The organism is Actinophytocola sp. (genome assembly GCF_035762905.1).
Taxonomy (GTDB): domain Bacteria; phylum Actinomycetota; class Actinomycetes; order Mycobacteriales; family Pseudonocardiaceae; genus DASYTH01.
In genome coordinates, this window is the sequence record NZ_DASUCC010000017.1 from 1 (window position 1) to 16,085 (window position 16,085).

General features: G+C 72.5%; 17 protein-coding genes. 8 read left to right on the forward strand and 9 right to left on the reverse strand.

The window, feature by feature from the left end:
* Window positions 1–29: 29 nt before the first annotated feature.
* The 3 genes from VFV67_RS02170 to VFV67_RS02180 all read right to left on the reverse strand — a co-directional run bounded on the left by VFV67_RS02170 (window position 30) and on the right by VFV67_RS02180 (window position 2,635).
* Window positions 30–947, reverse strand: a complete 918-nt coding sequence (locus VFV67_RS02170; protein ID WP_326466780.1) for a haloalkane dehalogenase — start codon at window positions 945–947, stop codon at window positions 30–32.
* Between the two features lie 5 nt (window positions 948–952).
* Complete coding sequence (locus tag VFV67_RS02175) at window positions 953–1,135, reverse strand: YegP family protein (RefSeq protein ID WP_326466781.1); 183 nt, start codon at window positions 1,133–1,135, stop codon at window positions 953–955.
* Between the two features lie 84 nt (window positions 1,136–1,219).
* On the reverse strand, window positions 1,220–2,635 hold the full coding sequence (locus VFV67_RS02180) for a DHA2 family efflux MFS transporter permease subunit (RefSeq protein ID WP_326466783.1): 1,416 nt from the start codon (window positions 2,633–2,635) through the stop codon (window positions 1,220–1,222).
* Between the two features lie 94 nt (window positions 2,636–2,729).
* On the opposite strand from VFV67_RS02180, the gene VFV67_RS02185 reads away from it, so the two are divergent.
* From VFV67_RS02185 to xylB, 5 genes are all read left to right on the forward strand, one after another.
* Window positions 2,730–3,308, forward strand: a complete 579-nt coding sequence (locus tag VFV67_RS02185) for a TetR/AcrR family transcriptional regulator (RefSeq protein WP_326466784.1) — start codon at window positions 2,730–2,732, stop codon at window positions 3,306–3,308.
* Window positions 3,309–3,347: 39 nt separating this feature from the next.
* A complete protein-coding gene (locus tag VFV67_RS02190) occupies window positions 3,348–3,800 on the forward strand; it encodes a pyridoxamine 5'-phosphate oxidase family protein (RefSeq protein WP_326466785.1) in 453 nt (150 codons plus the stop codon).
* Between the two features lie 72 nt (window positions 3,801–3,872).
* Entirely contained in the window at window positions 3,873–5,078 is a 1,206-nt protein-coding gene (locus VFV67_RS02195; protein WP_326466786.1) for an isoaspartyl peptidase/L-asparaginase, read from the forward strand.
* 410 nt (window positions 5,079–5,488) lie between these two features.
* On the forward strand, window positions 5,489–5,896 hold the full coding sequence (locus tag VFV67_RS02200) for a SecDF P1 head subdomain-containing protein (RefSeq protein ID WP_326466787.1): 408 nt from the start codon (window positions 5,489–5,491) through the stop codon (window positions 5,894–5,896).
* 42 nt (window positions 5,897–5,938) lie between these two features.
* Entirely contained in the window at window positions 5,939–7,354 is a 1,416-nt protein-coding gene (gene xylB / locus VFV67_RS02205; RefSeq protein WP_326466788.1) for a xylulokinase, read from the forward strand.
* 1 nt (window position 7,355) lies between these two features.
* On the opposite strand, the gene VFV67_RS02210 is transcribed toward xylB, so the two are convergent.
* The 5 genes from VFV67_RS02210 to VFV67_RS02230 all read right to left on the reverse strand — a co-directional run bounded on the left by VFV67_RS02210 (window position 7,356) and on the right by VFV67_RS02230 (window position 13,125).
* Window positions 7,356–9,008 (reverse strand): acetolactate synthase, encoded by a 1,653-nt coding sequence (locus tag VFV67_RS02210; RefSeq protein WP_326466789.1) that lies wholly within the window; start codon window positions 9,006–9,008, stop codon window positions 7,356–7,358.
* 33 nt (window positions 9,009–9,041) lie between these two features.
* Window positions 9,042–11,045 (reverse strand): acyl-CoA dehydrogenase family protein, encoded by a 2,004-nt coding sequence (locus VFV67_RS02215; protein ID WP_326466790.1) that lies wholly within the window; start codon window positions 11,043–11,045, stop codon window positions 9,042–9,044.
* 88 nt (window positions 11,046–11,133) lie between these two features.
* Window positions 11,134–12,258, reverse strand: coding sequence for a DUF5925 domain-containing protein (locus VFV67_RS02220; protein WP_326466791.1), 1,125 nt, complete (start codon window positions 12,256–12,258; stop codon window positions 11,134–11,136).
* 68 nt (window positions 12,259–12,326) lie between these two features.
* Window positions 12,327–12,551, reverse strand: a complete 225-nt coding sequence (locus tag VFV67_RS02225; RefSeq protein ID WP_326466792.1) for a hypothetical protein — start codon at window positions 12,549–12,551, stop codon at window positions 12,327–12,329.
* 106 nt (window positions 12,552–12,657) lie between these two features.
* The gene (locus tag VFV67_RS02230; RefSeq protein ID WP_326466794.1) at window positions 12,658–13,125 is read right to left on the reverse strand and encodes a hypothetical protein; all 468 of its coding nucleotides are present in this window, start codon (window positions 13,123–13,125) and stop codon (window positions 12,658–12,660) included.
* 103 nt (window positions 13,126–13,228) lie between these two features.
* On the opposite strand from VFV67_RS02230, the gene VFV67_RS02235 reads away from it, so the two are divergent.
* Genes VFV67_RS02235 through VFV67_RS02245 form a run of 3 tightly spaced genes read left to right on the forward strand, consistent with a single transcriptional unit; the run spans window position 13,229 to window position 15,755 of the window.
* Complete coding sequence (locus VFV67_RS02235; RefSeq protein WP_326466795.1) at window positions 13,229–13,912, forward strand: response regulator transcription factor; 684 nt, start codon at window positions 13,229–13,231, stop codon at window positions 13,910–13,912.
* Window positions 13,912–15,183, forward strand: a complete 1,272-nt coding sequence (locus VFV67_RS02240) for a HAMP domain-containing sensor histidine kinase (RefSeq protein WP_326466796.1) — start codon at window positions 13,912–13,914, stop codon at window positions 15,181–15,183. The genes VFV67_RS02235 and VFV67_RS02240 overlap by 1 nt, the downstream gene beginning before the upstream one ends.
* Window positions 15,184–15,230: 47 nt before the next feature.
* Window positions 15,231–15,755 (forward strand): PepSY domain-containing protein, encoded by a 525-nt coding sequence (locus tag VFV67_RS02245; protein ID WP_326466797.1) that lies wholly within the window; start codon window positions 15,231–15,233, stop codon window positions 15,753–15,755.
* 18 nt (window positions 15,756–15,773) lie between these two features.
* Here VFV67_RS02245 and VFV67_RS02250 read toward each other — a convergent pair.
* Window positions 15,774–16,085 (reverse strand): MmpS family transport accessory protein (locus VFV67_RS02250; RefSeq protein ID WP_326466798.1); only part of this gene is annotated, 312 nt, incomplete at its 5' end.

The window sequence follows — 16,085 nt, forward strand, 5'->3', positions numbered from 1 at the left end:
GGACGATGAGTCGGGGTGCCGCGCGGGTATTACGGGGTCGGGGTGGTCGCTATGAAGTCGACGATGTGGCGGGCGAGGGGTTCGCCGGCGTCCTCCTGGAGGAAGTGGCCGGCGTCCTTGATTGTCGGATGGTCGCGGTTCTTGGCGCCGGGGATGGTGCGTTGGAGGATTGGACCCATGGGGCCGGTGATCGGGTCTCCGTCGCTGAAGGCGACCAGCATCGGGATATCCGAGCGGGACAGGGTTGCCCAGGCGGCGCGGTTGGCGGGGCTGGCGGGATCGTCCACTGTGGTGGGTACCAGGCCGGGCATCGCCCGGGGGGCGGCGGTGTAGGAGTCGTCGGGGAACGGCGCGGCGTACGCGGCAAGCACCTCGGGTGAGAGTTCGGTGCGGCAGCCGGACTGCACGAACCGGCCGAGGTCGAGCGACGGCGCGCTCTGGATCGCGGCCCGGAATCGGTGCCACACCTCGGGCATCGGGTGCTCACCGGTGGGCAGGCCGGTGTTGGCCGCCACCAGGCGGGCAAACCGGTCGGGGTGTTCGGCGGCCAGGCGAAGACCGATCAGACCGCCCCAGTCCTGACCGACCAGGGTGACCGCCCGCAGATCGAGCACGTCGAAGGCCAGCGCCCGGACCCACTCGACGTGCCGCTCATAGGTGTGGTCCGCCTGCCGCTCCGGCTTGTCCGACCGCCCGAACCCGACCAGGTCCGGGCACACCACCCGCAGCCCGGCCCCGGCCAGCACCGGAATCATCTTCCGGTACAGGAACGACCAGGTCGGCTCGCCGTGTAGGCACAGCACCACCGCGCCGTCCGCGGGCCCGTCCTCCACCCACGCCATCCGCAGCGATCCACCGTCGCCGTCAGGAACCGACGCGAACCGGGGCGGATAGCCGAACTCCGGCAGCCGGTCGAACCGGTCCGCCGGAGTTCGCAGCGTGCGCATCGAGGTCAGGCCGTGGTGTCGACGATCTCCGCCTGGGGCGCGTTCTCCTTGACCGACTCGATCCCGTTGAGTGCGCCCGCCTTGGACTCGTACGCCTCACCCACGGCGATGATCTCGCCGTTCCCGGCCTTCAGGCGGAACCGGAACTTGCCCTGCGCGTCGCTGTATACCTCGAACTTGCCGGCCATCTGTGCGCACTTCCTTACGAGTGATCTACCGGTACTGGGGACGGCGCCATCCTGCCATCAACCAGGCGACGCCGGACCCAGATGTCACAAGGTCGGCCGGCGCGGCAGCCACATCGACAGCACCGCCCCGAGCGCCACCACGCCCGACCCGACCACGACCGCCGGCACCAGCCCATCGACGAAGGAGGCCGGGTCGCCGTAATCGCCGTACGAGGCGAACACCGAGGCCAGTACCGCGACACCCATGGCGACACCGATCTCCCGCAAGGTGTTGTTGGTGCCGGACGCCACCCCGTGCTCGCCGGTCCGCACGCTGGCCAACACCGTCGAGGTCATCGGCGCGAAGGTCAGTCCCATGCCCACGCCGGCCAGCAAGAACGGGGCGACCAGGCCGCCGTAGGTCACGTCGACCGAAACCGTCAACGCGATCCAGAGCAGCGCCGCGGCCAGAAGAACCTGCCCGGTCGCGATCAGCACCCGCGGCCCGACCCGGTTGAGCAGCAGCCCGGCCAGCGGGGCCACCACCATCGGCGCCAGCGTCCACGGCATCGTGCGCATCCCGGCCTCCAGAGCGCTGAGTCCCTGCACCACCTGGAAGAACTGGGCCAGCAGGAAGACCGACCCGAACACGCCGAGCGAGAAGGTGAACGACACGGCGTTGACCAGGCTGAACGGCACGGACCGGAACAGCCGCAGCGGCAGCATCGGCGCCGCGGCCCGACGCTCCCAGGCCAGGAACGCGCCGAGCAGCGCGATCCCGCCGGCCATCGCGGCCAGCACACCGGCCGAGGTCCAGCCATCGTCCGCACCGTGCACCACGCCCCACACCAGCGCGAGCACGCCGGCCGAGGACAGCACCAGACCAACCGGGTCCAGCCGACGCGATCCGCCGCGCGACTCGCGGAGCATGACGGCGGCCAGCGGCACGGCGACCAGCCCGACCGGGACGTTGAGCCAGAAGATCCAGTTCCAGGTGAGGCCGTCCGCGACGGCGCCGCCGACCACCGGACCGAGGGCGATACCCAAACCGCTGATCCCGCCCCAGATCCCGACGGCCGCGTTGCGCATCCGGTCGGGCACGGCGGCGGCGAGCAACGTGAGCGACAGCGGCATGACCGCCGCCCCGGCCGCGCCCTGCACCGCTCTGGCGGCGGTGAGCATCCACGGCTCAGTGGCCAGCGCACACGCCGCCGAGGCCAGCGTGAACAGCGCGATGCCGGCCAGGAAGATCCGCCGCCGGCCGAGCCGGTCGCCCAGCGCCGCCGCGGTGAGCAGCAGCGCGGCGAAACTGAGCGTGTAGGCGTTGACGAACCACTGCAGGTCGGTCAGCGAGGCGCCCAGCTCACTCTTGATCACCGGCAGCGCCGTCGTGACCACCAGGTTGTCCAGCGTGACCATGAACATCGGCAGCCCGACCGCGGCGAGCACGGCGGCGAGCGGCCGGGTCCGGCCCGGTCGTGGTAAGGCCGAGGGGACGTGCTCGAGGACCGCGCTCGTCATGAGGTCTCCTTGTTGTTATTCACTGATAACTATCTGCCGACCAAATGTAGGCATCGACTGATAACATGTCAAGTAGCCACCCGGAGGAGCCCGCATGACCCCGACGTCCAAGCCCCGGCTCACCGCGGCGCAGCGCAGCGAGCAGCTGGTCAGCGCCGCCGTGACGGCCTTCGCGGCCGGCGGCTACGCGGGCACGACGACCGACGAGGTGGCCCGCCTGGCCGGGGTCTCCCAGCCTTATGTGATCCGGCTGTTCGGTTCCAAGCAGCGGCTGTTCGTGGCCGCCGTCGAACGCGCGGTCAACCGCATCGAGCAGTCGTTCCGGGAGGCCGCCGAGAACGGTGCCGCCGACCTGTCCGACCTCGGCGCCGCCTACGACACCCTGCTGGCCGAGCGCGACCTGCTCGCGGTGATGCTGCACGGGTACGCGGCAAGCATCGAGCCGGCCATCGGCATGGTCGTGCGGTCCGGCTTCGGCCGGATCTATCACCTGATCCGGGAACTCACCGACGCTTCGGCCGCGGAGGCACGGGACTTCCTCGCCACCGGCATGTTGCTCACCGTGCTGGCCTCGATGCAGGTCGTCGGCCCGGACGCGGTGCCGCCGGACCCGTGGATGATCGAGCTCACCGAGTCGCTGGCCGAGGACAAGTCGGACCCGCAACCGGACTGACCGGCGAAAACTGTCGGTGGCCCGTGCCACCATCCCCGCATGACCTCATGGAACGACCTCGCCGACGCCGAACCTGCGTTCGCCACCCGGGTGCGGGAGCGGTTCGGCATCGCCAGGCACTGCACGATGGCCACGCTGCGCCGGGACGGCGGCCCCCGGATCAGCGGGACCGAGGTGGAGTTCGGCGACGGCGGGCTTTTCGTGGGCAGCATGGCGAACGCGGTCAAGGCTCTCGACCTGCGCCGCGATCCCCGGGTCGCCCTGCACTCGCCGACCGTCGACCCGTCCGAGGACAACACGTCGTGGGCCGGTGAAGCCAAGATCGCCGGCCGGGCGGAGGAGATCGGTGATCATGCCGGCGAGGACGGGTCACACCGCTTCCGGATCTACGTCACCGAGGTGGTGCTGACCCGGCTGGGCGAGCCGGCCGATCATCTGGTGATCGAGAGCTGGCATCCGGACCGCGGCCTGGAGCGGAGGGAGCGCCGATGAACCGTTGACCCGCATGCTGACCGGCTCGAGAGTGGGGTGGACCGTTGACACACCCTCGAGGAGGTCGGTCGCATGTTTTCTCCGCCACAACGCGGAATCCTGGTCAGCCTGGCAGCCCTCACGGTTACCGCCGTGTTCGGGTTGTCCGGCTCGGCGGCGAGCGCTGACGGCACCGAGCAGGCGGCATCCGGCGCCGCCCGGCAGGCGGTGGCCGGCGCCGGCGCCCCGGCAGCGGGCGGCAACGGGCGGCCGGCGTCCGGCGTCGCCCCGGGCGTCAAGCGGCAGGCGATGGCACCCGACGTCGACGGGCAGCCGGATGGCTCCGGTGGCGATGCCTCGGCCGTGCGCAACGTCGTGCTGGCGGTGCACGGCGGCGCCGGATCGCTGCCGCGCGGCAGCATCAGCCCCGAGCAGGAGCAGGCCTTCCGCGGGGGGCTCGAGCGGGCGCTGCGGACCGGGTACGCCCTGATCAACGAGGGCCGGCCGAGTCTGGACGTGGTCGAAGCGTCGGTTCGGGTGCTCGAGGACGACCCGAACTTCAACTCCGGCAAGGGCGCCGTGTTCAACACCGACGGCGAGAACGAGCTGGACGCGTCGATCATGAACGGTCGGGACCAGCGCTCCGGGGCGGTGGCCGGGGTGCACAACACGAAGAACCCGATCTCGTTGGCCCGCATGGTGATGGAACGTTCGCGGCACGTGCTGATGGCGGGTCGCGGCGCGGACATCTTCGCTCTACAGAACGGAGTTCCCTATACGACGCAGGACTACTTCTTCACCCAGCGCCGCTGGGACGCCCTGATCGCGGCCAAGAACCCGCAGTCCGGTGCCGCCGTCGAGACCGGCATCGGCGAGACCGTGGGTGCGGTCGCCGTGGACCGCAACCGGGACGTCGCCGCGGCCACATCCACCGGCGGGCTGACGAACAAGCTCGTGGGACGGGTCGGTGACTCGCCGATCATCGGTGCCGGCACCTACGCCAACAACCGCACGGTCGCGATCTCGTGCACCGGGACCGGCGAGGTGTTCATCCGCGGTGTGGCGGCCTACGACATCTCCGCGCTGATGGAGTACACCGGCGCGAACGTCGCGCGGGCGGCGGCCAGGGTGATCACTGAGAAGATCCCGGCGCTCGGCGCGACGGGTGGCGCGATCGCGCTGGATCCCCGGGGCGTGCTGGCCACCCCGCACAGCACCGCGGGGCTGATCAACGGCTACATCACCCGGGATGGCACCGTGGTCACCCGGATCTTCGACGACGAGACGCCCACGCGATGATGCACGCCGTGCGGGTGTCGCGTGGGATCGCCTCCGTCGTCCTGGTCTGCCTGACCGCTCTGGTCGCGTGCCAGCGCACGGTCGCCGGACACGGGGTGCCCACCGGGACGGCGCCTGCTCGAACGGAGTCGCCCGTCGAACCCGTACGGCTGGAGTTTCGCAAAGTGCTGACGACGGAGCCGGACACGGGCGGACCCGCGCCGGCTCCGTCGGGAGCCCCGGCACCGTCGGGAAACCCGGCACCGTCGGGAAACCCGGGAACCCCGGCGTCGTCGGGAACCACGGGACGGTCGACGCAATCGGCGCCCGCCGGGACACGGTCGCCGACCCGGTCGTCCCCGGCTCCCGGTCCGGAAGTCGAGGAGGCGCGGGCGATCCGGCAGAACCCTGCGGTCATCGACATTCCGGTTGTGGCCGAGTCGGTGCTCGACGGGCTGGACTGCTCGGGGCCGGATCCGTTGCGGCACTGGGTCGAGCCTGCCCTGCCACTGGTCACCTGCGAGCCGGCGGAACGGGCCAAACACGTGCTGTTTCCGGCCGTGCTCACCGGGACGGACATCCGGCGCGCCCGGGCGGAACCGGACCAGAGCGGAACCGGCGGGTGGGTGGTGACGATCGACTTCACCGACCCGGCGGCCCGGATCTGGGCCGACTTCACCAGCCAGAACGTCGAGGCGCGGGTGGCCATCGTGGTCGACGCTCAGGTGGTCTCGGCGCCCACGATCCAGGAAGCCATCCTCGGCGGCACGGCGGTGATCACCGGCCGCTTCACCAGGGACCAGGCCGAGCGGCTCGCGGCGCGGATCGGCTCGCGATAGGTCCCTGGCCAAGGGAATGCGCTTTCCGGAATCATGCCAGTCATGACGCTCGTGCTCGGGATCGACTCCTCCACCCAATCGACCAAGGCGCTGCTGACCGACGCGGACACCGGCAAGGTGGTCGGCGAGGGCCGGGCCGCCCACCCGGACGGCACCGAGGTGGATCCCGCGGCCTGGTGGCAGGCCTGCCAGGACGCCATCGCCCAGGCCACCGCCGGCTCGGCCGAGCCACCGGCCGCGGTGTCGGTCGCCGGCCAGCAGCACGGCATGGTCGCCATGGACGCCGCCGGCCAGGTGGTCCGGCCCGCGTTGCTGTGGAACGACACCCGCTCCGCCGACCAGGCTCGCCGCCTCGTCCAGGACGGTGCCGGGCCGGCCTGGTGGGCCGAGCACACCGGGTCGGTTCCGGTGGCCAGCTTCACCGTCACCAAGCTCGCCTGGCTGGCCGAGCACGAGCCGGACAACGCCGACCGGGTCGCCGCGGTCGCGCTCCCGCACGACTGGCTGACCTGGCAGCTCGCCGGGCGTCCCGAGCGGATCACCACCGACCGGGGCGACGCCTCCGGCACCGGCTACTTCTCCCCGTGGACCGGCGCCTGGCTGCCCGAGGTGCTGGACGCGGCGTTCGGCGGCCGGCGCCCGCGGCTGCCCGAGGTGCTCGGCCCGGCCGAGCCGGCCGGCCAGACGGCGCACGGGGCGGTGCCCGCCGCGGCCGGTGCCGTGCTGGCACCCGGCACCGGGGACAACATGGCCGCGGCGCTGGCCCTGGGTCTCGGTCCCGGCGACGTGGTCGTCTCGCTCGGCACCTCCGGCACCGTGTTCGCCACCGTGGACACCCCGGCGGCCGACGCCTCCGGCCTGGTGGCCGGGTTCTGCGACGCGACCGGCCGCTACCTCCCGCTGGTCTGCACGCTGAACGCGGCCCGGGTGCTCGGCGCCACCGCCGGGATGCTCGGCACCGACCTGGCCGGGCTGGACGCGCTCGCCCTGCGCGCCGAGCCGGGCTCCGGCGGCCTGGTCATGCTGCCCTACCTGGAGGGCGAGCGGACCCCCGACCTGCCGAACGCCACCGGCACCCTGGTCGGCCTGCGCGGCGCCAACATGACGCCGGAGAACCTGGCCAGGGCCGCGGTCGAGGGCATGCTGTGCGGCCTCGCGGACGGGCTGGCGGCGCTGCGGGCCACCGGCGTCGAGGTGCGCCGGGTGCTGCTGATCGGCGGCGCCAGCCGGTCGAGCGCGGTGCAGGCGGTGGCCGCCGGGCTGTTCGGCGTTCCGGTCGACGTGCCGGACCCGGACGAGTACGTCGCACTCGGTGCCGCCCGGCAGGCCGCCTGGGTGCTCGCCGGCGGCGCCGAGCCGCCCGCCTGGCACCGTCCATCCCGGACACTCGAGCCGACCGGCGACGGCACCGCCGTGCTTGGCCCCTACTCGGCCGCACGCCAGCAGGTCTACGGCTAGGTCATATGCCGGTGGTGGACCTCGGATAGGCCACCGCGGGATCGGTGATCACGTTGACCAGGTACGGCACGCCGGAGTCGAGCCCACGCTTGATCGCCGGACCGATGTCGTCCGGCGCGGTCACCAGCTCCCCCGCACCGCCCAGCGCCCGGACCACCTCGTCGTAGCGGGTCCGCGGCGCGAGTTCGGCGACCACGTCGTAGCCGTAGAGGAACCGCATCGGGTGCTTCTCAAGGGCCCAGATTCCGTTGTTGCCAACGATCATCACCACCGGCAGCCCGTGCCGGACCAGCGTGTCCACGTCCATCAGGGAGAACCCGGCCGCACCGTCGCCGAGCAGCAGCACCACCGGCGCGGACGGCCGGGCGATCCGGGCCGCGATCGCGTAACCCAGCCCGGTGCCAAGGCACCCGTACGGCCCGGGGTCGAGCCAGCAGCCGGGCCGGCGCGGCTCGACGAACCGCCCGGCATAGGAGACGAAGTCGCCGCCGTCGCCGATCACCACCGTGTCCTCGGAGAGCTGGCGGCCCAGCTCGCGGTAGACCCGCGCCGGGTGGATCGGGTCGGCGTCGCTGTCCAGCACCTCCGCGTCGGCGGCCACCGCGGCGTCGGCGAGACCGCGCAGCTCGGCCACCCAGTCGGCGTAGCGCGCCCCGCCGGCCCGCTGCCAGGCCTCGACCAGCCCGTCCAGCACCAGGGTGAGATCACCGCACGCGGACCCGGCCAGTTCCACGTGCCCGGCCAACTGGCCGGCCGAGTCGGTGAGCTGGCAGACCTTGGCACCACCGGAGAACTGGCCGTAGCCGAGCCGGAAGTCCAGCGGCGCCCCGACCACGACCACGAGATCGGCCGCGCCGAACGCGCGCGAGCGGGCCCGGGTGACCAGCAGCGGATGCCCCGCGGGCAGCACCCCGCGGCCCATGCCGTTGGTGATCGTGGGCAGTCCCATCGTCTCGGCCGCCCGCCGGGCGGCGTCCTCGGCGCCGCCGGCCCACACGTCGGAACTGAGCACCAGCACGGGTTTCCGGGCGGTCGCCAGCGCCCGGGCGACCTCCTCGACCGCCTCCGGGTCGGGAACCGCGGGCGCTACCCCGGCAGCCGCGGGCGCATCCGCCTCGCCGTGGCTGAACAGCACGTCGATCGGCACGTCGAGGAAGACCGGGCCGCGGTGCGGGGTGGCGGCCAGCCGCAGCCCCTCGTCGACCGCCGCCGGGATCTCGGCCACCGCGCCGATCGTGGCGGCGCGCTTGGTCACCGGCGCGAGCAGCGGCGGGTGGTCCAGCTCCTGCAGCGCACCGGCGCCCCACCGGGCCTGCGCCGCCCGGCCGCCGAGCACCAGCAAGGGCGAACCGTTGAAGTGCGCCGTGGTGACCGCGCTGATCCCGTTGGTGATCCCGGGACCAGCGGTGAGCACGGCCAGTCCGGGCACCCGGGTGAGCTTGGCCATCCCCTCGGCGGCGAACACCGCGCTCTGCTCGTGCCGCACGTCCACCAGGCGCATCGGCGGATCGCTCTGCACCGCGCCGTCGTAGAGCGGGAACACGTGCCCGCCGGACAGCGTGAACATCGTGCCGATGCCGTGCGCCCGGGCCGCCGCAACGGCCAACGCGCCACCGTGTCCGCGCAGCCGGCCGTCCTGTTGATCGTCACCCATGGGCACAGTCAACACCGCCGCGCCGCACGCCGGTTATTCCGTGTCCTTTCGGCCGGCCGTGGCGCGCTTTCTGGTTCCGCCACCGCCCTTCTTGGCCGGCTCCTCACGGGTGGACGGCAGGTAGCGCCGGCCGACGTTCTCCGCCGTGGACGCGCCCGGCTGCCAGGTGGTGATCCACGGCCCGGTGCCCTCGCTGGGGTCGATGACGCCGGCCTCCAGCCACTCGTACCGACCGTCCAAAGTGTCCAGTGCGAGCCGGTAGTCGACGTCGTCGGTGTTGGTGAACAGACCGTCGAACAGCTTCTCGATCCGCAGCCGGGCCTGCCGGCAGAACACGTCGGCGAGGTCGTAGGCCGCGGCTCCCTCCGCGGCGCTCTCGGCGCGCTGCATCTCGGCCCGCACGCAGGCGGCGGACATGGCGAACAGCTCGGCGCCGATGTCCACGATCCGGCCGAGGAATCCCTGCCGCTTCTCCAACCCGGCCTGCCAGCGCGCCATCCCGTAGAACGTCGACCGGGCCAGCTTCCGGGCGCTGCGCTCGATGTAGCGCAGGTGCTTGGACAGCGCGCCGAACTCCCGGAAGGACGCCGGCAGCTGGCCCTTCCCGGCGACCAGCTGGGGCAGCCACTTGGCGTAGAAGCCGCTCGCCTTGCCCGCGGCCCGCGCCTTGCGCTTCAGGTCCGCCTCCGGATCGGCGAGGTCGCCGGCCGCCTTCAGGTGCGCGTCCACCGCCTCGCGCGCCACCAGCAACCGCATGATCTCGCTGGAGCCTTCGAAGATCCGGTTGATCCGCAGGTCCCGGACGAGCTGCTCGGCCGGCACGGCCCGCTCCCCGCGGGCGGCAAGCGATGCGGCCGTCTCGTAGCCCCGCCCGCCCCGGATCTGGATCAGCTCGTCGGCGATCAGACTGGCCATCTCGCTCGCCCACAGCTTGGCCAGTGCCGCCTCGATCCGGATGTCGTTGCGGCCCTCGTCGTTCATCTGCCCGGACAGGTCGAGCACGGCCTCCATGGCGTAGGTGGTCGCCGCGATGAAGGCGATCTTGCTGGCCACCGCGGCGTGCTTGCCGACCGGCTGACCCCACTGCACCCGGGCGTTCGACCATTCCCTGGCGATCTTGAGCGACCACTTGCCGGCCGCGGTGCACGTCGCCGGGATCGACAGGCGCCCGGCGTTGAGCGTGGTGAGCGCGATCTTCAGGCCGTCACCCTCGCGGCCGACCAGGTTCCGCTTGGGCACCAACACGTTGTGGAACCGGGTGACGCCGTTCTCGATGCCGCGCAGACCCATGAACGTGTTGCGCCGTTCGATCGTGATGCCGGGCGAGTCGACCTCGACGATGAACGCGGAGATCCCGCCGCGGTGCCCCTCGGATTTGGGCACCCGGGCCATCACCACGACCAGCTCGGCGACGACTCCGTTGGTGGTCCACAACTTCACGCCGTCCAGTTGGTAGGCCTCGCCGTCCGCGGTCGGCACCGCGGTGGAGGCCATCCGGGCCGGATCGGAGCCGACGTCGGGCTCGGTGAGCAGGAACGCGGTGATCGCACCCTTTGCGCAGCGCGGCAGGAACTCCTGCTTCTGCTCGGGGGTGCCGGCCAGCTTGAGCGGTTCCGGCACGCCGATCGACTGGTGCGCCGACAGCAGTACGGACAGGCTCGCGTGCACCGAGCCGACCAGCATCAGCGCGCGGCCGTAGGCGACCGTGGTGAGCCCGAGCCCGCCGTACTCCACCGGAATCTTGATCCCGAAGCAGCCGAGGTCGGCCAGGCCCTTGACATACTCGTCCGGAATCCGGTCCTCGCGCTCGATCACCGAGCCGTCCAGGGTGTCGCAGTACTCGCGCAACCGGGTGAGGAACTCGTCGGCCCGCGCCTGCGACTCGCGGTCCGGCCGGGGATGCGGGTGGATCAGGTCCAGGTCGAACCGGCCGAGGAACAGCTCCTTGCAGAATGAGGGCTTCTTCCAGTCCGTCTCCCGGGACGCCTCGGCGAGTGCCCTGGCGTCCTTCTCCGTCACCTGCGCCTCGTTGCCCACGGTGCCGCCTCCTTGTCGGTGTTACCGATCGGTAGGTCTCACCCGAACCTACTCCGCCGGCCGATACCGCGTCGAGGTCGAAGCGGTATTACAGGTATCCGCCGACCTCGACCGGCTCGGCGCGGGTGAGCCGGTCGGTGCCGTCCCGCAGCGCGTACAGCTCGGCGAGCGTCGCCCCGTCCGGGCCCACCCCGGCCGGGGCGCCGAGCCAGCGCACCGCCTCGGCATGCGGCAACGCACCGATCTCGATCTGCGCCAGGCACCGGCCGGGCCGCACGATCGCCGGATGCAGCCGGGTCAGATCCTCGTTCGTGGTGATCGCGACCAGCACGTCGCGGCCCTGCCCGAGCAGACCGTCGGTCAGGTTGAGCAGCCGGGACAGCGACTGCCCGGAACTCGCCTTGGCGTCCCCGCCGATCAACTCGTCGCAGTCCTCGAGGATCAGCAGCCGCCACCGTCGCTTGGTGTCCTCCCGGGTCTCGCCGACCGCGACGTCCATCAGGTAGCTGGGGTCGCCGAACAGCCGCTCGGGGTCCAGCACGCAGTCCACCTGACACCAGGCGCGCCATTCCCGGGCCAGCGCCCGCAGCGCCGTGGTCTTTCCGGTGCCCGGCGGTCCGTGCAGCAGCAGCAACCGGCCGTTGACGGTGTCCGGGTTGAGCCCCATCAACCGGTCGAGCACGAGGGCCGCGCGGTTCGGGTAGTTGTCCCGGATGCCGGCCCAGCCGCCGGTCGTGATCGGCCGGATGATCCGCAGCACCCCGCGCCCCGGCGAGTGGTACCAGAACCCCATGGCCACCGTCTCGTCCTCGGGCTCCGGCTCCTCCGCGCCGTCCAGTGCCTCGGCCAACACGGACTCGGCCAACCGCTCGCTCACCGCGGTGATCGTGACCTCGGCGCCGGCGTCCACCCAGGTGACCACCCGCATCGTCCACCCGTCGCCGGCGGCGAGCCGGGCCAGCCCGCTCTCCCGGACGGCCGAACGCAGCAGCGTCGCGCCGGCCGGAAGCAGGTCGGCGTCCGCCCGCACCCGGTCCAGCCGCCGGCTGCGCGCCCAGGGCTGCCGGCCGCTGAGGAACTCCGCGAGCGCCAGGCTGTCGATAACGTCCGCCGGGGAGTCCATGTCGTCGAACTGCAGCACAAAATGCAGCGGCGAGCCGGCCTCGACGCTGCTGCCCCTTCCAGCCTCGAGTGGCCGCACGGTACTACGCATCACCGACCATGGTCCGCGATGCCGACCGGTCCAGTACAGCGGATTTCGGCCGGGTCACGCGGCGGCGATCACCACCACTGGTCCGGGCTGATCGGCATACCGGCGGCGGGATCCCAGCCCCAGCCGACCTCGTAGGCGTGCAGCTCGTCCCGCGGGATCGGGCGGCGCTCGTGCGGATCCCAGGCCCAGCCGGCCTCGTAGGCCTGCTCCTCGGTGGTCGGCTCGACCATGCCGGTGTTGAAGTTCCAGGTCCAGCCGGCGGAGTACGCCTCCGCCTCGGTAGTCGGGATCATGCGTCCACAATGACCGGACGACCCGGTCCTGTCAGTCACCCAACCAGGCGATGCGTGCGCTCAGAACGGTTGGTACGTCAGCAAACGGTCTCCTGCGCAGGTCTGCTCAGTTCACGCGAACCGAGGCCCGGGGCGTACCACTCGCGCAGGTCACGGTGACCTCGATCCGGACGCGGCCGGATTCGAAGCGGACCCGCTGGCCGCCGTCCTCCGGCTCGATGTCCTTGACCCGATAACCCTGCGCGGGCGACGCCGAGACGATGTCCACACCGGGCTCGCACCGGGCGTACACGATGCCGCCCTGGCTGGACAGCACCGTGGGCGGGTCGCCGGGCGGTGGCGTGGAACTGTTGCCAGTCGTGGTCGTCGGGGTCGTCGTGGTCGTCGGGACCGGCGGGCGGCTGGTACCCGTTGCCGGCTCGGCCAGCCGGCGGTTCACCTCATCGGGGCTCAGTGGCGGTTCGGCCTGCGGCACGATCCCGGTGCCGATGGCACCGACCGCGAGCGAGGTGGCGACCGTCGCGGTCGTGGCGACGGCGAGCCAGGCGAGGATCGCGCCGGTGGTCCTGTTCATCGGGTCCAGGATGGGTCCGCGAAGGTTAAGGCCGGGTTATGGCAGCCTCATCGCCCGGTTTTCCGGCGCCGCGCGGGGGGCGGCGTGGCCTACGGTGGCAGCCGTGCCGAACGTGCTGCTCGTCGAGGACGACCCGGTGATCCGCCAGGCGCTGATCCGCGGTTTGACCGAGCGCGGGCACGCGGTGTCCTCGGCCGCGACCGGCATGGCCGGGCTGGAGCAGGCGGTGGCGAGCCGGCCGGACGTGGTGGTGCTCGACCTGGGACTGCCCGACGTGGACGGCGGCACGGTGCTGCGGATGCTGCGCGGGGCCAGCCGGGTGCCGGTGGTGGTGGCCACCGCACGGGACGACGAGGCCGAGATCGTCGCGGTGCTCGACGCCGGCGCGGACGACTATGTGGTCAAGCCGTTCAGCGCGGCACAGTTGGACGCCCGGATCCGGGCCGTGCTGCGCCGGGGCGGCGAGCAGCGGGCGGACGGCGCGGTGGTGGTCGGCGGGCTGCGGCTCGACGCGCGCACCCGGGAGGCCACTTTGGACGGCCGGGATCTTGAGCTGACCCCGCGCGAGTTCGCGCTGCTGCACTACCTGGCCGCCCGCGCGGGCGAGGTGGTGACCAAGCGCGAGTTGCTCGCCGAGGTCTGGCGGCTGCCGTACGGCGGGGCGGACAAGACGGTCGACGTGCACCTGTCCTGGTTGCGGCGCAAGCTCGGTGAGTCCGCGCAGGAAGCGCGCTACCTGCACACCGTGCGCGGCGTTGGCGTCCGGGTCGCGGCGCCGGAGACCTGATGCGCCGCCGGGTTCTGCTTCTGGTCGGTGCCACCACGTCGCTCGTGTTGGTCGCGTTCCTGATCCCGCTGGCCGTGCTGGTCCGCGGGGTCGCCGTGGACCGCGCCGTGCAGGGCGCCACGGTCCGGGCGCAGGCGCTGAGCTCCACGGTGGCGACCGCGGACCGGGCCGGGCTGGCGGTGAGCGTCGCGCAGGCGGACGCGACCTCGCCGTACGACCTGAGCGTGTTCCTCGCCGACGGCACCCGGCTGGGCGCCGAGGCGCCGCGCTCGCCGCTGGTGCAGCTGGGGGCACGGGGCACCAGCGCGTCCGGCGAGGTGCCGGGCGGCCGGGAGATCGTGTTCGCGGTGCGCAACACCGCCGGTTCCTACGACGTGATCCGGGCGTTCGTGCCGGGGTCCGAGCTGGCCCGCGGTGTGGCCCGGGCGTGGTTTCTGTTGGCATTGCTGGGAATCGCGCTGCTCGGGCTGAGCCTGCTCGTCGCCGACCGAATGGCGAGGCGACTGGTGCGCGCCACGATCGAGCTGGCCGGCGTGTCCGGCCGGCTGGCCGGCGGTGACCTGACCGCGCGGGCGGATCCATTGGCTCCCAACGAATTCGGCACTGTGGCCCGGGCGCTGAACCATCTCGGCGGCCGGATCACCGAGCTGCTGCGCGAGGAACGGGAGACCATCGCCGACCTCGCGCACCGGGTGCGCACGCCGCTGACCGCCCTGCGCCTGGAGGCCGAGGCGCTGCCCGACGCCGGGGACGCCGCCCGGATCGGCGCCGGCGTGGACGCCGTGCAGCGCGGGGTCACCCAGTCCATCGAGGCGGCCCGGTGGCGCTCCGGCGACGGCCGGACCGGTTGCGACGCCGCCGAGGTGGTCCGCGAGCGGGTCGACTTCTGGTCGGCGCTGGCCGAGGACACCGACCGCGAGCTGACCCGCGACCTCGCCGCACCCCCGCTGCCGGTCGCCACCGGCCGCGGTGACCTCGCCGCCTGCGTGGACGCGTTGCTGGGCAACGTATTCGCCCACACCCCGGACGGTTGCGCGTTCGCCGTCCGGCTGGCCCCCCGCCCCGGTGGCGTGGTGCTCACCGTCGACGACGCCGGCCCCGGCCTGCCCGAGTCCGCGCTGGTCCGCCGCGGCGCCTCCGGCTCCGGCTCCAGCGGCCTTGGCCTGGACATCGTGCGGCGCACCGCGGCGCGCACCGGCGGCGATCTTGTCCTGGACCGGTCCCCGCTCGGTGGCCTGCGCGCCACCGTCACCTTCTTAGCCGCCCCTTAGCCTTCGCACAGCGCGCCGCTACCCCGCCGCCCGGCATCGTCGTTGCCATGACCAAGACTCGATATCTCGCCCTCGCGGCCGGCGCGGCCACCCTGCTGATCTCCACCGGAACCGCCGTCGCCCTCACCGCGAACGACGACCCGACCGCGACCCCCACCAGCTCGACCGACACCCTGTCCCCGAACGCCACCTCCACCTCGACGTCCAGTTCCACGTCCGCACCGATCCCGGCCCCCGGCGCGGTCGTCACCCGCGACCGCGCCATCCAGATCGCCCTCGCCCACACCGGCGGCGGCACCGTCACCAACGTCGAACCCGAGCTCGAACACGGCCGCGCCGAATGGAAGGTCCGCATCACCACCCCGTCCGGCGCCCGCGCCGACATCCGCATCGACGTCGCCACCGGCACCATCACCCGCGTCGACACCGACGACGCCACCCGCACCCCGGCGACCTCGACGTCCCGCGACCACGGCGACGACGACGATCACGGCCGCAACCGGGGCCGCGGCGGCGACGATGACCGGCACGGCGACGACAGCGGCGGCCACGGCGGTTCCGGCCGCCACTAGGGAATCAGGCCGCCGGGTTCAGAACCCGGAGCACGAGGCCGTGGCGAACGGCCCCGAGGCGGTGCCGGTCTTGGATTGCTCTCCGTCGATGGTGACCTTGCAGGTCACCTCCCCGCCATCCGGGCCGGCACTGACCGTGAGCGAGCCCCCCTTGCCCAGACCGGTGGTCCGCACCTCCTTGGCCCACGGCAGGGTGGCCACCGTCTCCTGGTTCGTCGTGACCCCCTCGCCGAACGTGGTGTAGCTGATGGAGACGTTCTCCGCCGTCCCGGTCACCTCATACACGATCGTGGCCTCCCGGTTCGACTCCTCCTGGACATCCGAGATGGC

Bases quoted from the DNA above. Each gene is read 5' to 3' on its own strand.
- VFV67_RS02170 (WP_326466780.1), bottom strand. From the start codon at position 947: ATGCGCACGCTGCGAACTCCGGCGGACCGGTTCGACCGGCTGCCGGAG.
- VFV67_RS02175 (WP_326466781.1), bottom strand. From the start codon at position 1,135: ATGGCCGGCAAGTTCGAGGTATACAGCGACGCGCAGGGCAAGTTCCGG.
- VFV67_RS02180 (WP_326466783.1), bottom strand. From the start codon at position 2,635: ATGACGAGCGCGGTCCTCGAGCACGTCCCCTCGGCCTTACCACGACCG.
- VFV67_RS02185 (WP_326466784.1), top strand. From the start codon at position 2,730: ATGACCCCGACGTCCAAGCCCCGGCTCACCGCGGCGCAGCGCAGCGAG.
- VFV67_RS02190 (WP_326466785.1), top strand. From the start codon at position 3,348: ATGACCTCATGGAACGACCTCGCCGACGCCGAACCTGCGTTCGCCACC.
- VFV67_RS02195 (WP_326466786.1), top strand. From the start codon at position 3,873: ATGTTTTCTCCGCCACAACGCGGAATCCTGGTCAGCCTGGCAGCCCTC.
- xylB (WP_326466788.1), top strand. From the start codon at position 5,939: ATGACGCTCGTGCTCGGGATCGACTCCTCCACCCAATCGACCAAGGCG.
- VFV67_RS02210 (WP_326466789.1), bottom strand. From the start codon at position 9,008: ATGGGTGACGATCAACAGGACGGCCGGCTGCGCGGACACGGTGGCGCG.
- VFV67_RS02220 (WP_326466791.1), bottom strand. From the start codon at position 12,258: ATGCGTAGTACCGTGCGGCCACTCGAGGCTGGAAGGGGCAGCAGCGTC.
- VFV67_RS02225 (WP_326466792.1), bottom strand. From the start codon at position 12,551: ATGATCCCGACTACCGAGGCGGAGGCGTACTCCGCCGGCTGGACCTGG.
- VFV67_RS02230 (WP_326466794.1), bottom strand. From the start codon at position 13,125: ATGAACAGGACCACCGGCGCGATCCTCGCCTGGCTCGCCGTCGCCACG.
- VFV67_RS02240 (WP_326466796.1), top strand. From the start codon at position 13,912: ATGCGCCGCCGGGTTCTGCTTCTGGTCGGTGCCACCACGTCGCTCGTG.
- VFV67_RS02245 (WP_326466797.1), top strand. From the start codon at position 15,231: ATGACCAAGACTCGATATCTCGCCCTCGCGGCCGGCGCGGCCACCCTG.